Raw genomic sequence first — 14532 nt, forward strand, 5'->3', positions numbered from 1 at the left:
AATGTAGGGTTTATTCTATATTTTATATAATTAGTATATCTTTTTTGGAGAAAGTTATGAATTCAGTGAAAAAAATTGCAATGTTGATGTGTGTAACATTACCTGTATTTGCTCATGCAGGCGAGTCTGCTGTTAAATGGCATGACTTTAAGGACTATCGTGATGTGCGCCCATCAAATCAAGCTAAAGGTTTGTATCACAAACATATTATTGAAAGTTTTGAAGCACATATGACTAAATTGGCAGAGCAATTGCCAAATGAGTATAAATTAAATGTAGAGTTTACTGATTTAGATTTAGCAGGTGACGTTCGTTACGGCGGTATGGATGAAATTCGTATAGTGAAACCTATCTATTTTCCGCGCATTAAACTTAACTATTCGTTAACAAATAAAGATGGCAGTGTAGTTAATAAAGGCAGTGATGTAGAGCTTAAAGATATAGGGTTTATGAGTAAAATAAAAAGAGGCCGAGATGAGCTGTTTTATTATGAAAAGGACTTATTAACAGAGTGGTTTGGCGAACAAATTCTAGTAAATTTAAATTTAAATTAAAACAAATAAACGCTGAGTTATGATAACTCGGCGTTTATTTGTTTTAGGCGCGAGTTTACTTTGCGCTTTTGTTGTGTTGCTTTTAGCTGTTTTACTTAAAAGTAGCTAAAAGTGTCAATAATTGCTGTAACTTAATAACGGTAGCTTTAAGCTTTTCTTCACTAAAACCATCGGTTGATAAGCTTTCTACATCAGCGGCTACGTCAAGCACGTAAGGTTTAAATCGTTTAGCTTCAAAGTTAAAGCCAGCATCTTGTGCGAATAAGGCTTTAAATTTGCCATGACCTTGTTGCTGTAGTTCGTCAAGTTTTTTGTCGGCATCAAGTGCTTGGCGATAAACAATTTTTAAGTTTGTATTGAGTTGTTCAATAATTGAATCCATGGTTTTCCTAAAGCTTTGTACTGCATGGCCGATATAATACTTGGATTACATTTAAAAGTCAGGTGGATTGTTTATATGAATATATCAGGTGGAAATTTACCAGTAATGTCTGGTGCTGGCGAAGGTGCTGAAGTTTTAAGTGCTGCGCTCGCAAAAAGGCAGCAAAAGGTTGATGGCTCTGCAGCACTTGCGCTTATTGAAGGTGCCGCACAACCATCCAGTGCGCAAACACCTGCTAAATCGGTGACAGCCACACTGGGTAATAACGTAAATGTATACGTTTAAATAAGCTTAAGATCGATAGGTGTTTTGCTTTTTTGACCCCCTATTTCTCTCACTAGTTTAGGCACTAAAAATCCAGGCAGGGCTTTTAATAGCTCTGCCATTATTTCGATTGCTTGCGCTTCATTAATATCAAAGTGGCTGGCCCCTTCAACTTTATCTAGCAAATACAAATAATACGGTAATACATCTGCATCAAATAATGCTTCGCTTAAGTTTATTTGTGCATCAACCGTATCATTCACATCTTTTAAAATTACCGCTTGGTTTAACAGCGTTACATTCGCGTGTTTAAGCTTTTGCATGGCTGCTTTAAAGTCGTCGTCTATTTCGTTTGCGTGATTAATGTGGTTAATAAAAATAATTTTTAAGGGTGACTTTGCTAGTCGCTCACACAATTCATTGGTAATACGCGCAGGAATAACAACAGGTAAACGGCTATGAATTCGCATGCGTTTAATTTGCGGTAGTTGTTCAAGCTCATCTAAAAACCAACTAATAGCATCATCTTTGGCCATTAGCGGATCGCCGCCACTTAAAATCACTTCGTTAATATCAGTATCTGATTTTATATAATTAAGCGTCTCAAGTAGGCTTTTTTTATTAAGCTGATTTTCTTGATACGGAAAATGCCTTCTAAAGCAGTAGCGGCAATTTACCGCACAACCCGTTTTAAACATCACTAAAACACGCGATTTATATTTGTGTAAAAGGCCAGGTTGGTCGTTATCTTGCTCAAGCAGTGGATCTTTATTAAAACCTGATTTAGTCAAAAATTCTTGATGGCGTGGCATGACTTGCAATAAAAGAGGATCGTTTGGATCGCCTTTGCGCATTTTTTTTATAAAAGGGATAGGCACACGCACTGCAAATAAACTACGGGCTTTTAGGTCGTTTTCATGGACTTGGCTCGATAAACCGACCATTTCAAGCAAGGTTTTTGGGCAGGTAACTACATTTGCTAATTCTTTTTGCCAGTTTTTATGCAAATTTGCTTCATTTCTTTGTATCATTGGCACGTAGATTACTCGAAAAAATATAAATAGAGGAAACGATGGCGAATTATAGCACCAACGAGTTCAAGGGCGGCCTAAAAATTATGATGGACGGCGAGCCTTGCAGTATTTTAGAAAATGAAATGGTAAAACCTGGTAAAGGCCAAGCGTTTAACCGTGTTCGTATCCGTAAACTTATCTCTGGTAAGGTGCTTGAAAAAACCTTTAAATCGGGTGAATCAGTTGAAGGTGCTGATGTAATGGATACAGATTTAGCGTATCTATACACAGACGGCGAATTTTGGCACTTCATGAACAACGAAACATTTGAGCAAATTGCTGCTGACGAAAAAGCACTAGGCGATGCTGTTAAATGGTTAGTTGAAAATGATGTATGTACAATTACATTATGGAACGGCAGCCCAATTGCTGTTACACCACCTAACTTTGTTGAGCTTGAGATCACTGAAACAGATCCTGGCCTTAAAGGTGATACAGCGGGCACGGGTGGTAAACCAGCAACGCTTAGCACGGGTGCTGTTGTACGTGTTCCATTATTCGTACAAATTGGCGAAGTAATTAAAGTAGACACTCGTAACGGTGAATACGTAAGCCGCGTTAAGTAACATTTAACTCAGCTTGATAAATCCCAGCTTGCGCTGGGATTTTTTTTGGAGAAAATATGTCAGTAGATCTTTGGGCTCCTAGCGCAAGTATTGAAACACTAAAGCAACGTGCAGAAATATTACATCGCATTCGTGAGTTTTTTTATGCGCGTGATGTTTTAGAAGTAGAAACGCCGAGCTTAAGCGCTGCCAGTGTAACCGATGTACACTTAGCGAGTTTTAATACCACATTTGTAGGCCCAGGCCACGCAGGTGGGCTTCCTTTGTTTTTACAAACATCTCCAGAGTTTGCCATGAAACGCTTATTAGCAGCAGGCTCAGGCGCTATTTTTCAGCTTTGTAAAGCATTTAGAAATGAAGAAGCGGGTAGCCATCACAATCCTGAATTTACTATGCTTGAATGGTATCGCCCAGGCTTTGATGAATTTGCACTTATGGATGAAATGGATGAGCTAATGCAGCTCGTTTTAGGTGTTGACCCTGCAACGCGCCTTACTTATCAGCAAGCGTTTGAACAAGCACTTGGGCTTGACCCGCTAACAGCGAGCATAGAGCAATTAAAGCAACTAGCATGTGAGCTGGGATTTGCTGATATAGCCCAAAATGAAACGCATAAAGATACCTTACTGCAATTATTATTTTGTATGAAAGTAGAGCCCACAATAGGGCAAGATAAGCCATGTTTTGTGTATCACTTTCCAGCTTCTCAAGCAGCACTTGCACAAATTTGTGAACACGATGCACGCGTAGCAGGGCGCTTTGAGCTTTATTATAAAAATATGGAATTAGCGAATGGTTTTAACGAACTCACCAATGCCAGCGAGCAAGCTAAACGTTTTAATGAAGATAACGCATACCGCGCTGAAAACGGTTTAAAACAAGTGCCAATGGATACGCGTTTAATTAAAGCGCTGGAGCATGGATTACCACAGTGTGCAGGCGTTGCGCTGGGAATTGATAGGCTTGTAATGCTCGCAACCAACAAAAAGAAAATTAAAGACGTTATTGCATTTGATGTGCAAAGAGCGTGATGATTGACCTGTAGGCGCACAGCTTGCTGGCGCGTTAAAGCAAAGCTTTAAGCTCTTTTTATTTGATTAGTAATTAGAAGCTTCGCTTCTCACGTGCGCAAGCTCTACGTCTACAACACATTTTATTGTTACTTATTTGATATGCAAAGAGCGTGATGCTTAGCCTGTAGGCGCACAGCTTGCTGGCGCGTTAAAGCAAAGCTTTAAGCTCTTTTTATTTGGTTAGTTTAAAGTAATTAGAAGCTTTGCTTCTCACGCGAGCAAGCTCTACGTCTACAACACATTTTATTATTACTTATGTTTGATATGTAAAGAGCGTGATGCTTGGCCTGTAGGCGCACAGCTTGCTGGCGCGTTAAAGCAAAGCTTTAAGCTCTTTTTGTTTTGTTAGTTTAAAGCAATTAGAAGCTTTGCTTCTCACCTGAGCAAGCTCTACGTCTACCGTAAATTTTTACTTCTCATAAAAAACACCGCGTTTAATTTAAACGCGGTGTTTTTATTTGCTTGCTGGAAGCTTTCATTTGAAAGCCAACTTTTATGTCTTACAGGTTAAGCGTAAACGTAACACCCGCTACACGAGGCTCACCTAATTGTGTATAGGTATGCGTTGTGTAACCATCTTGTGGATCATTACCAAACTCAAAGCCACGTGTAGGAACCGTTTCGTCAAACACATTACGAGCCCATGCGCGTACTGCCCACATGTCTGCTTCATAGCCAAAGCTTAAATTAACTAAGTTGCTGTTTGGTGCTTGTGAGTTGTGGCTATCTGAGAAGTAGTAATCGTCCTTACCTTCAACACCAATCATGCCGTACAGTTCATTAGTAAAGTTATAACGAGCGGTAAACGCATATTGGTATTTAGGTGATTGTGCTTGTTCACGGCCATCTTGGTTTAAACCAGATTTAGTTACAAAACCGTCTATTTCTGTATTTAAGTAACCAGCACTACCGGTTAAAAATAAATTGTCTGTTAGTTGGTAGTTTCCTTCGATTTCTAAGCCATAGTTACTGCCAGAGCTTGCGTTATCGACATAACCGGTGAATTGCTGACCTTCTACTTGCCATGCTTTTAACTGAATATCGTCGCGGTGCATATAAAATGCAGCTAAGCGCAACGTAAATTTGTCATCAAGCGATGAGCCTTTAACACCAAATTCGCCGCTCCATAAGTATTCAGGGTCAAAACTAGTGTGTTGCTGGAAAAAATCAGCGCTTAGGTTTAAGCCTTCATCTTTAGCTTTAGCAAGCGCTTCAGAGTTAATACCGCCGGCTTTGTAACCACGGGTAATGCTGGTGTAGATCATAGTGCGATCAATTACTTGATATTCTAGCGCAATTTTACCGCCAACCATTATGTCGTCAGTTTCTTGTATAAAGCCATTACTATCGGTGTAGTCACCTTGGTATTGCTCTACACGTAAACCTGTAATTAATGTGGTTTTAGGGCCAATTGGAGTCGCTACTTGGCCATATACTGCAACATTATTTGTTTCGTAAGTTGAAGAAAACGGGCTTGCTAACCATGTATATTTACGCGCTAAATCAACATCACGATTTTGATAATAAACACCCGCAACCCAGTTACCAGTTTTAGAATTAAATTGTAAATCTACAGACTGATCGTCGCGATCGCGGCTATAAAGGTCAGTTGAGCTGTATCCATCTGGGTGCAAGCCTGTAGCACATAATAGTGGCTTATTTGCATCGTTACATACCCAGTCTTCATCAAAGCTGTAAAGTAACTCGGTATCAATAGCCGATAGGTTGAGGTTTACATCAAAAGCACCAAAACCTGTGTAGGTGTTAGCAAGGCCAATAGCGTAGCTTTGTTGATTATCCTGACCTGGTTCATCGGCAACACTATTACGGCTGTTATTAAGCGTAAACGCATCGTAGCCGTTGTTTATATCAATATAGTGAAGGTTTAGCTCAGTATTTAAATGCTTTGTAAGCTGAGTGTTTAATTTAAAACGGGCTACTTGTTCGTCTTGATTTTGTGTTTCGTCGTTTAAATATAGGTTATCAACGTAACCGTCTGACTTTCTGCGAAAGTAGCTAACGCGAGCGCTTGTGTCGTCAGTTAAGCCAGTGCTTGCTGCAAGGCCTGCTTCACGTGTGTTGTAGGTGCCAGCCCCTAGTTGTAATTTTAAGCTTGGATCGGCTGTAGCTTTAGCTGATCCCATTTGGATCATACCGGCCATACCGTCGGCACCAAAGCGTGTACCTTGTGGTCCACGATAAATCTCTACTTGGTCAATATCAAATAACAATGAGCTGCCACCAAGGCCAGAATAGTTAATACCATCAATAACTAAGCCTACAGATGGATTAATAGGATCTACAAATTGTGAGCGAAGTCCCACGCCACGAATTTGAATATAACGACCGCGCGACGCACCAGACGCAAAGTTTACATTGGCGGTACTGCCTAACATTTCGTCTAAGTAACTTGCACCACGTTGGTTAATTTCATCTTCGCTGAATAAACTCGCACTCGCGCTTAAAGTTTGAATGCTTTCGCGTTGAAAGTCGCCAGTTACAACTATTCTTTCTAGGTCGCTATCATCAGCGTGAGCTACAAGTGGTGCACTAAAAAGCGGTAAAAGTGCGGCGGTGATTAAAGACAAACGTAAGTTCATTAGGTTTCTTAACTCCATTTTAGGGACTCGTATGGTAGCAATTATTTAAGCGCATATGCTATAAATGCGGCAATTATACGTTAAATAGTTAGGATTACTAATATGACCTTCAAAGTTGATTTTAAAGTACGTGATTATGAATGTGATTTACAGGGCATCGTAAATAACAGTGTGTATTTTAATTATTTGGAGCATGCTCGCCACGAGTTTTTACACGCAAATGGCGTTGATTTTGCTCAGCTTGCTAAAGACAAAATTAATCTTGTCGTGATGCGTAGCGAAATGGATTATAAACTTTCACTCCGACCAGGAGATGAGTTTTACGTTGCAGTAGAGCCACAGCGCATTAGTCGTTTAAAGTTTGCGTTTAAGCAAACGGTTGTGCGCAAAAGTGACGAAAGGGAGATGCTTAGTGCACTGGTAATCGGAACGTCCGTTAACGAAAAAGGCCGTCCATTTCTGCCAGAAAAAATAGATAGTTTATTTAAAACTACAACTAAGTGCTGAATAGAACAGCTTTTAAACTATCATAGAACAAAAATTTACATTTAAAACATGCATTTTTAACGGATAAATCGCATAAATATTGTTATTATTAAGGTAATTAGATAATGGGTTAATAACAGTATGAAATTAGCAGCAATACCGATGCTTATAATCGGTTTATGTGTTGGTTGCGCATCGACAGGGACGGTTACCAGTGAGCAGCTAAAATATACCCAATGGCAACTTTCACGTGTTGATGGTTTAGCAATTCCACCTTCGTTTAGCGCATCAATGAGTTTTATTGAAGCACTGCAAGTAAACGGCTTTGCTGGCTGTAATAAATTTTTTGGTGAAGGTTCACTTGAAGAAGGCAGCCTGACTGTAAGCAAATTAGGGATGACGCGCAAGTCGTGCGGTGAAGAACTTGATGAGTTTGAGCAACAGTTACTCCAAACCTTAAAGCAAGGCGCAGAGCTTAAAATGCAAGACCAGCAATTAGTTATGCAAGGCAAACAAAAACTTGTGTTTATCCCTAAATAATTTTTAAGTTTTAAAAACTGCCCCTTGCGAGCAATTTTTAACTGGCGTACACTCAGCGCAGATTTGATGAATGATACTATCAAATCAATGAACAGAATTTATATCAATACTTGTCGGAGTGCCAAAGCTAAGTAATTAGTTTGTGGCTGAGATCGCGAAAGCGGGATCCGTGAACCTGATCAGGCTAATACCTGCGTAGGGAACAAGCTGCCTAAATAGGACGCTTGTGCGTCTTTTTTTATGCGCACAATAAAGTGATTTTGATTATTTTAGGCTGCAAAGTAGCATTAGCGCTGCTTTACGATCTTTCTCTATTCCTCGGAATATCTGACAAGACAACCCTTAAGCAATGAGGCAAGTCATGTCAAACACTACAAATAAAGCGTCGCGCCGAGAAACTCGCGCTGCCGCGTCTGAATATATTTATAACTTAACGGGTCAACCGTTCCCTAATTCTCATAAAGTATACGTTGAAGGCACACAACCAGGCGTGCGCGTTGGTATGCGTGAAATCACGTTAAGTGATACGTTTATTGGCGGCACAGATGAAAACCCTGTTTATGAGTCAAACGATCCGCTACGTGTTTACGATACGTCGGGACCGTATACCGATCCTAATTTTGAACTAGACGTGCGCAAAGGCTTACCAAAATTTCGTGAGCAGTGGATTGAAAGCCGTGGCGACACCGAAGTTTTAGAATCTGTTACGTCGCAATTTTCACAGCAGCGCATGGCAGATGAAGGGTTGGATCATATTCGCTTTGATCACTTACCAAAAATTCGCCGTGGTATCGCAGGTAAAAACGTAACGCAAATGCACTACGCGCGCCAAGGGATTATTACTCCTGAAATGGAATACGTAGCCGTTCGCGAAAATATGGGGCGTGCAGAAATTCGTAAAGAATTACTAGCCGCGCAGCATAAAGGCGAGTCGTTTGGCGCAAGTATTCCTGAATTTATTACCCCAGAATTTGTACGTGATGAAATAGCCCGTGGTCGCGCTATTTTACCAAATAATATAAACCATCCAGAAACAGAGCCTATGATTGTAGGGCGTAACTTTTTAGTAAAAGTTAACGCCAACATTGGTAACTCATCGGTCAGCTCATCTATTGAAGAAGAAGTAGAAAAAATGGTGTGGTCTACCCGCTGGGGAGCAGACACCGTAATGGACTTATCAACGGGTCGCTACATTCACGAAACCCGCGAATGGGTTGTGCGTAACTCGCCTGTACCTATTGGCACAGTACCGATCTATCAAGCGCTTGAAAAAGTAAACGGTGTGGCTGAGGACTTAACGTGGGAAATTTTCCGCGATACGCTTATAGAGCAAGCCGAGCAGGGCGTTGATTACTTTACTATTCACGCCGGTGTATTACTTCGTTATGTACCAATGACCGCTAAACGTGTAACCGGTATTGTGTCACGCGGTGGCTCAATTATGGCTAAGTGGTGTTTAGCGCATCATAAAGAAAACTTTTTATACACGCACTTTGAAGATATTTGTGAAATTTTAAAACAATACGATGTGTGTTTTTCACTCGGTGATGGCCTTCGTCCGGGTTCGATTGCAGATGCCAACGATGAAGCGCAGTTTAGTGAGCTACGCACATTAGGTGAACTGACTAAAATTGCGTGGAAACACGATGTACAAGTATTTATTGAAGGCCCAGGGCATGTGCCAATGCACATGATTAAAGCTAATATGGATGAGCAATTAAAGCATTGCGACGAAGCGCCATTTTATACTCTAGGCCCACTAACGACCGATATTGCACCAGGGTATGACCATATTACCTCGGGTATTGGTGCCGCTCAAATCGCATGGTACGGCTGTGCAATGCTGTGTTATGTAACACCTAAAGAGCATTTAGGTCTGCCAAATAAAGAAGATGTTAAAGAGGGTTTAATTACTTACAAAATTGCAGCGCATGCCGCCGATTTAGCAAAAGGTCACCCAGGCGCGCAAGAGCGTGACAACGCTTTATCAAAAGCACGCTTTGAATTTAGATGGCATGACCAATTTAATATTGGTTTAGATCCTGACCGTGCTCGCGAGTATCACGACGAAACCCTTCCGCAAGAATCAGGCAAAGTGGCTCACTTTTGCTCTATGTGTGGCCCTAAATTTTGCTCTATGAAAATTAGCCAAGAAGTACGCGATTACGCTAAAGATTTAGAAACACGCGGTATTGATCCTAATAACGCTGGCGACGCTATTGAAATCAAGATGGTTGATGTAGAGGCTGAAATGAAAGCTAAATCTGCTGAGTTTAAGCAAACAGGCTCAGAGATTTACCATAAAGCGGTATAAAGTAATTATTGCTAGAAGTTAGATGCAGACGTAGGTGAGGTTTTATACCTCACTTCTTTAAAAGTTGAAGAGATGCGAGTGAATTCGCACCTACGAATAGCTGCTTTTGGAGGTTTTCATGTCTTATAACATTGCGGTTGTCGGATTTGGCTTAGCGGGTAGGTTAGCTGCGCTTACGCTGAGCAATCATCATGTAACGGTGTTTGAAGCAGACGACGAGCATACACAAAATAGCGCTGGTAAAGTGGCAGCGGCAATGCTCGCCCCGCTTGCTGAGTCGGTGTTATGCGAGGCTGACTTAGCATTAATGGGTCTTGATTCAATGAAGCGCTGGCCTAGCATTATTGCAGAACTTGAAAGTGATATTTTTTTTCAGCAGCAAGGCACATTGGTCATTGCGCACCAACAGGACAAAGGCGATTTACAAAGCTTTGCACAGCGTATAAAACCGCTAGCTGAATACACTGCCGAGCGTGTGAGTGCTCAGCAAATTACAATGCTTGAACCTGAACTTGCAGGGCGCTTTAATCAAGGCTTATTTTTACCCTGTGAAGGGCAAATAGATAATCAAACATTTTATAAAGCCAGCTTTGCACAGCTCAACAAACGTAAAGTAAAGTTTGTGTTTAACCAGCGCGTAACCATTAGCGACAACAAAATAAACAATCGACCATTTGACTACATTATAGATTGCCGTGGGCTTGGCGCTAAAGGCGATAAACCGCTTAGAGGCGTGCGTGGTGAAGTAGCAAGGTTATATGCACCTGAAGTGAGTTTAACGCGACCCGTGCGATTAATGCATCCGCGTTATCCAATTTATATAGCGCCCAAACCCAATAATGAATATGTAATTGGTGCGACCGAAATCGAATCGCAAGACAGCGGTGCGGCAACAGTGCGCTCAACTCTTGAGTTACTTTCAGCGGCTTATACCGTACATAGCGGGTTTGCCGAAGCACGACTACTTAATATTCAAACCGGATTACGCCCCGCATTTAGCGATAACCGCCCAGAAGTATCACAAGTTGGTAATGTAATTAGCATTAACGGTTTGTATCGACATGGTTATATGTTGGCGCCGGCATTAGTGGCGCAAGCAGTTTCACGAATAGAGTGAGAATAAAATGAACATTACAATTAATGGCGAGCTACTTAATGTTAATAGCAAAGCACTCGTTGAGGTACTTCAACGTTTAGGTGCAGTTGCGCCTTATGCTGTGGCTGTTAATGGCGAATTTATTCCACAAAGTCAGCACAGTAACTATGTACTTAATGAAGGCGACAGTGTTGAGTTACTGTCCCCCATTCAAGGCGGATAAAGCTCATGCAAACTAAAGACTGTTTAACTATTTATGGAGAGCAAATAAAGAGTCGTTTATTAATAGGCTCTGCGCTTTATCCGTCGCCCGATATTATGACCCAGTCAATAGTTGCCTCAGGGGCTGAAATTGTAACCGTGTCGCTTAGGCGCCAACAAAGTGCAGCAGCGGGTGATGACTTTTGGCAGTTAATAAAAAATACAGGTTTAAAAATACTGCCTAACACTGCAGGATGCCATAGTGTTAAAGAGGCCATAACGCTTGCAAAAATGTGCCGAGAGGTATTTGCCACCGATTGGATAAAGCTAGAGCTGATTGGCGATGATTACAATTTACAACCGGATCCTTTTGCGCTACTTGAAGCCACAAAAATATTAATTAATGATGGCTTTAAAGTACTGCCTTATTGCACCGATGACTTAGTACTTTGCCAGCGCTTAAATGAGCTAGGGTGTGAGGTGCTTATGCCGTGGGGCGCGCCAATAGGCACAGGTAAAGGCTTGTTAAATAGTTATAATTTAAAAACTATTCGAGAGCGCTTACCCGATACCACATTAATAGTAGATGCAGGTTTAGGTTTGCCATCGCATGCCTGCCAAGCACTCGAAATGGGGTATGATGCGGTATTATTAAATTCAGCCATTGCAGGGGCGGGTTGCCCAATTACTATGAGTCGCGCATTTAAAGCTTCAGTAGAAGCAGGTCGCTTTGCATACAAAGCAAAAGCGATGCCGGAAAAAGACGTTGCAGCCCCATCAACCCCAACAATGGGTATGCCATTTTGGCATCAGCAGTGAAGGAAGGAATATGAATAACGTAGTGTGGACAATTGCCGGATCTGATTCGGGCGGCGGTGCAGGCATTCAAGCTGATATAAAAGCAATGCAAAGTTTTGGTGTGCATGGTTGCACGGCAATTACAGCGCTTACTGCGCAAAATAGTTTAGGTGTGGAGGCTATTAATGCAGTGTCTACCGATATTATTGAATCGCAGTTACTAGCGCTTGAAAAAGACATGAAAGCCAAAGTGATAAAAATTGGTATGTTAGCCAATGTGCAGCAAATTCAGTTAATCAGCGAACATATAAGTCACTATAAAGCTAAGTGGCCAGTGCCTCCCGTTATTGTATATGACCCTGTTGCTATTGCCTCAAGCGGTGACTTACTAACAGAAGAAGATACGGTAAGCGCAATTAAAGAATGTTTACTGCCGCTGGTGGATGTAATAACCCCAAACACCCACGAAACACAGTTATTAACCGGTGTGTATTTAATTGGCCCTGCGGCAATAAAAGAAGCGGCTAATAAGCTATTAAGCTGGGGTGCAAAAGCCGTTGTTATTAAAGGCGGGCATTGGGATTACCCAAGTGGTTATTGCATTGATTATTGTGTAAATAATTTTACGCAAAATGGTGAAGAGTATTGGCTTGGCAATCAAAAAATACAAACACCGCATAACCACGGCACCGGATGTAGCATGGCTTCGGTAATAGCTGCGTGTTTAGCTAAAGACTACCCATTAAAAGACGCCTTTATTTTAGCTAAAGCATATATAAACCAAGGGCTCAAACAGTCTGTACGCTACGGCGAGGGAATTGGACCGGTTGCTCAGACTTCATTCCCCACTAATTTAGCTGACTACCCACAAGTAATTGAGCCAGGTAGCTGGCTTGGCGATGAACTCGATTTTGATGTGCCACTTGATTTTAATATGGCTGCTGATTTTGCACCTTGTGAAGATAAATCGCTTGGCTTATATGCAGTTGTAGATAGTACCGATTGGCTAGAAAAGTGCTTACAACAAGGTATTAAAACAGCTCAGCTGCGCGTTAAGAATAAAACCCAAGATGAGCTTGATGGGCTCATTAAGCAAGCTGTTGAGCTGGGCAAGCAATACAATGCGCAGGTTTTTATAAACGATTACTGGCAGCTAGCTATTAAACATGGTGCGTATGGTGTGCATTTAGGGCAAGAGGATTTAGACATTGCTAATTTAGCGGCAATTAAAGACGCTGGATTAAGGCTTGGGCTTTCTACTCATGGTTTTTATGAAATGCTACGTGCGCATAATTATCGCCCTAGTTACATGGCATTTGGCGCTATTTACCCAACCACAACAAAAGATATGACAGGTCAAATACAAGGCCTTGAAAAGCTGATTAAGTTTGTACCACTTATGCAAAGCTACCCAACAGTAGCAATAGGCGGAATTGATTTAAGCCGTGCTGAGCAGGTAGCTAAAACAGGCGTGGGCAGTGTTGCCGTCGTGCGTGCGATTACCGAAGCTGATAATTACGTAGAGGCTATAAGCGCTCTGCAAGTGGCCATAAGTAGTGCCAATTAAAACTAACAAGGGTAATACTAACAAGGCTGATAAACGTGAGTGAGCTAAGCGATAAAGAAACCCTGCGTTACAGCCGCCATTTATTGCTTAAAGAAGTAGGGCTTGAAGGGCAGTTAGCACTTAAATCCTCAACGGTTGCAGTAGTGGGGACTGGTGGGTTAGGTAGTCCAGCGCTTTTATATTTAGCCGCTGCGGGTGTTGGAACGCTTATTTTAATTGACGATGATGAGGTTGAGCTTTCAAACCTACAGCGCCAAGTGCTTTATAAAATAAGTCACTTAGGGCAAAACAAGGTCGCCGCCGCAGGTAAAGTATTAGCGAGTATTAATAATCAAATAGAAATAGTAACGCATTGCCAAAAGCTAGATGAGAGTAACGCAACTAACATGTTAAAAGGGGCTGACATAGTACTTGATTGCTCTGATAACTTTAGTACTCGCTATAGCGTTAATCGTTATTGTATTGCTAATAAAATACCGTTAATTTCGGGTGCTGCACTCGCAACCAAAGGGCAGTTAATGGGCTTTGATTTTAGACAAAGTGATAGCCCATGTTATGGCTGTGTTTTTCCACAACGTGAAGCTATATCAGTTATCAATTGCAGTAATGCAGGGGTAATTAGCCCGCTACTGGGTGTAATTGGCTCTATGCAGGCGCAACTTACGCTCAATTTATTGCTGGGGCATGCAGAGGGGTGTGTGTTTATAGCCTTTGATGCGCTTACTTTAAAACAACAGCATTTCAAAGTAGTCAAAGATTCAGACTGTAAAGAATGTGGTGTGAAGTAAAAGTTTTAGTTGATGGTTTATAACCGTTCTAAGTTAAGTAATTAGAAACTTCGCTTCTCGCGTGAGCAAGCTCTACATCTACAACATATCAAACTTCTGTACTAAACTTGTAGCGTGATGGGCAAAGCCCATAAAAATATAAACGGTGCGGCCTGCAATTACTTATAAACCAAAAGCGGCGCTTTTCGCGTAAGTAAACTTAACGCCTACAAAAATCAAAAAACCGCGTT

General features: G+C 41.4%; 15 protein-coding genes and 1 riboswitch. Of the genes, 12 read left to right on the forward strand and 3 right to left on the reverse strand.

What is annotated here, in order from left to right:
* The first annotated feature begins 56 nt into the window (after nucleotides 1-56).
* Nucleotides 57-554 (forward strand): DUF3016 domain-containing protein, encoded by a 498-nt coding sequence (locus ACJJVZ_RS05850; RefSeq protein WP_405598903.1) that lies wholly within the window; start codon nucleotides 57-59, stop codon nucleotides 552-554.
* 91 nt (nucleotides 555-645) lie between these two features.
* Here ACJJVZ_RS05850 and ACJJVZ_RS05855 read toward each other — a convergent pair whose 3' ends face one another.
* Nucleotides 646-936 carry a prephenate dehydrogenase gene (locus ACJJVZ_RS05855; protein ID WP_077536048.1) on the reverse strand — a complete coding sequence of 97 codons (291 nt, stop codon included), beginning with the start codon at nucleotides 934-936 and terminating at the stop codon, nucleotides 646-648.
* A 75-nt stretch (nucleotides 937-1011) separates the two neighbouring features.
* On the opposite strand from ACJJVZ_RS05855, the gene ACJJVZ_RS05860 reads away from it, so the two are divergent.
* On the forward strand, nucleotides 1012-1221 hold the full coding sequence (locus ACJJVZ_RS05860) for a hypothetical protein (RefSeq protein ID WP_077538842.1): 210 nt from the start codon (nucleotides 1012-1014) through the stop codon (nucleotides 1219-1221).
* Here ACJJVZ_RS05860 and epmB read toward each other — a convergent pair.
* The gene (epmB, locus tag ACJJVZ_RS05865; RefSeq protein WP_193156260.1) at nucleotides 1218-2231 is read right to left on the reverse strand and encodes an EF-P beta-lysylation protein EpmB; all 1014 of its coding nucleotides are present in this window, start codon (nucleotides 2229-2231) and stop codon (nucleotides 1218-1220) included. The two genes, ACJJVZ_RS05860 and epmB, sit on opposite strands and share 4 nt — an antisense overlap.
* A gap of 41 nt (nucleotides 2232-2272) precedes the next feature.
* Here epmB and efp point away from each other — a divergent pair, with 41 nt between their 5' ends.
* Entirely contained in the window at nucleotides 2273-2839 is a 567-nt protein-coding gene (gene efp / locus ACJJVZ_RS05870) for an elongation factor P (RefSeq protein ID WP_077536047.1), read from the forward strand.
* 56 nt (nucleotides 2840-2895) lie between these two features.
* Nucleotides 2896-3870 carry an elongation factor P--(R)-beta-lysine ligase gene (gene epmA, locus ACJJVZ_RS05875; protein WP_405598908.1) on the forward strand — a complete coding sequence of 325 codons (975 nt, stop codon included), beginning with the start codon at nucleotides 2896-2898 and terminating at the stop codon, nucleotides 3868-3870.
* A gap of 542 nt (nucleotides 3871-4412) precedes the next feature.
* Here the strand turns inward: epmA and ACJJVZ_RS05880 are convergent.
* Nucleotides 4413-6512 carry a TonB-dependent receptor gene (locus ACJJVZ_RS05880; RefSeq protein ID WP_226894556.1) on the reverse strand — a complete coding sequence of 700 codons (2100 nt, stop codon included), beginning with the start codon at nucleotides 6510-6512 and terminating at the stop codon, nucleotides 4413-4415.
* A 102-nt stretch (nucleotides 6513-6614) separates the two neighbouring features.
* Here ACJJVZ_RS05880 and ACJJVZ_RS05885 point away from each other — a divergent pair, with 102 nt between their 5' ends.
* From ACJJVZ_RS05885 to ACJJVZ_RS05920, 8 genes are all read left to right on the forward strand, one after another.
* Nucleotides 6615-7019, forward strand: coding sequence for a thioesterase family protein (locus tag ACJJVZ_RS05885; RefSeq protein ID WP_077536044.1), 405 nt, complete (start codon nucleotides 6615-6617; stop codon nucleotides 7017-7019).
* A 120-nt stretch (nucleotides 7020-7139) separates the two neighbouring features.
* A complete protein-coding gene (locus ACJJVZ_RS05890) occupies nucleotides 7140-7538 on the forward strand; it encodes an META domain-containing protein (protein WP_289508497.1) in 399 nt (132 codons plus the stop codon).
* Between the two features lie 104 nt (nucleotides 7539-7642).
* A riboswitch (TPP riboswitch) is annotated at nucleotides 7643-7757 on the forward strand.
* Between the two features lie 142 nt (nucleotides 7758-7899).
* A complete protein-coding gene (gene thiC / locus ACJJVZ_RS05895) occupies nucleotides 7900-9852 on the forward strand; it encodes a phosphomethylpyrimidine synthase ThiC (protein ID WP_220492788.1) in 1953 nt (650 codons plus the stop codon).
* Between the two features lie 118 nt (nucleotides 9853-9970).
* Nucleotides 9971-10969 (forward strand): FAD-dependent oxidoreductase, encoded by a 999-nt coding sequence (locus ACJJVZ_RS05900; protein ID WP_405598914.1) that lies wholly within the window; start codon nucleotides 9971-9973, stop codon nucleotides 10967-10969.
* Nucleotides 10970-10976: 7 nt separating this feature from the next.
* Nucleotides 10977-11171 carry a sulfur carrier protein ThiS gene (gene thiS / locus ACJJVZ_RS05905; RefSeq protein ID WP_405598916.1) on the forward strand — a complete coding sequence of 65 codons (195 nt, stop codon included), beginning with the start codon at nucleotides 10977-10979 and terminating at the stop codon, nucleotides 11169-11171.
* Nucleotides 11172-11176: 5 nt separating this feature from the next.
* Nucleotides 11177-11968 (forward strand): thiazole synthase, encoded by a 792-nt coding sequence (locus ACJJVZ_RS05910; RefSeq protein WP_077536040.1) that lies wholly within the window; start codon nucleotides 11177-11179, stop codon nucleotides 11966-11968.
* Between the two features lie 10 nt (nucleotides 11969-11978).
* Nucleotides 11979-13514, forward strand: a complete 1536-nt coding sequence (gene thiE, locus ACJJVZ_RS05915) for a thiamine phosphate synthase (RefSeq protein WP_405598920.1) — start codon at nucleotides 11979-11981, stop codon at nucleotides 13512-13514.
* 35 nt (nucleotides 13515-13549) lie between these two features.
* Nucleotides 13550-14302, forward strand: coding sequence for a HesA/MoeB/ThiF family protein (locus ACJJVZ_RS05920; protein WP_405598923.1), 753 nt, complete (start codon nucleotides 13550-13552; stop codon nucleotides 14300-14302).
* Nucleotides 14303-14532: the final 230 nt, after the last annotated feature.

Origin of the sequence: Pseudoalteromonas sp. Ld19 (assembly GCF_045064135.1) — a bacterium.
Lineage (GTDB): Bacteria > Pseudomonadota > Gammaproteobacteria > Enterobacterales > Alteromonadaceae > Pseudoalteromonas > Pseudoalteromonas aliena.

Bases quoted from the DNA above. Each gene is read 5' to 3' on its own strand.
- efp (WP_077536047.1), top strand. From the start codon at position 2,273: ATGGCGAATTATAGCACCAACGAGTTCAAGGGCGGCCTAAAAATTATG.
- ACJJVZ_RS05885 (WP_077536044.1), top strand. From the start codon at position 6,615: ATGACCTTCAAAGTTGATTTTAAAGTACGTGATTATGAATGTGATTTA.
- ACJJVZ_RS05860 (WP_077538842.1), top strand. From the start codon at position 1,012: ATGAATATATCAGGTGGAAATTTACCAGTAATGTCTGGTGCTGGCGAA.
- epmB (WP_193156260.1), bottom strand. From the start codon at position 2,231: ATGATACAAAGAAATGAAGCAAATTTGCATAAAAACTGGCAAAAAGAA.
- epmA (WP_405598908.1), top strand. From the start codon at position 2,896: ATGTCAGTAGATCTTTGGGCTCCTAGCGCAAGTATTGAAACACTAAAG.
- ACJJVZ_RS05850 (WP_405598903.1), top strand. From the start codon at position 57: ATGAATTCAGTGAAAAAAATTGCAATGTTGATGTGTGTAACATTACCT.
- ACJJVZ_RS05910 (WP_077536040.1), top strand. From the start codon at position 11,177: ATGCAAACTAAAGACTGTTTAACTATTTATGGAGAGCAAATAAAGAGT.
- thiS (WP_405598916.1), top strand. From the start codon at position 10,977: ATGAACATTACAATTAATGGCGAGCTACTTAATGTTAATAGCAAAGCA.
- thiE (WP_405598920.1), top strand. From the start codon at position 11,979: ATGAATAACGTAGTGTGGACAATTGCCGGATCTGATTCGGGCGGCGGT.
- ACJJVZ_RS05890 (WP_289508497.1), top strand. From the start codon at position 7,140: ATGAAATTAGCAGCAATACCGATGCTTATAATCGGTTTATGTGTTGGT.
- ACJJVZ_RS05880 (WP_226894556.1), bottom strand. From the start codon at position 6,512: ATGAACTTACGTTTGTCTTTAATCACCGCCGCACTTTTACCGCTTTTT.
- ACJJVZ_RS05855 (WP_077536048.1), bottom strand. From the start codon at position 936: ATGGATTCAATTATTGAACAACTCAATACAAACTTAAAAATTGTTTAT.
- thiC (WP_220492788.1), top strand. From the start codon at position 7,900: ATGTCAAACACTACAAATAAAGCGTCGCGCCGAGAAACTCGCGCTGCC.
- ACJJVZ_RS05900 (WP_405598914.1), top strand. From the start codon at position 9,971: ATGTCTTATAACATTGCGGTTGTCGGATTTGGCTTAGCGGGTAGGTTA.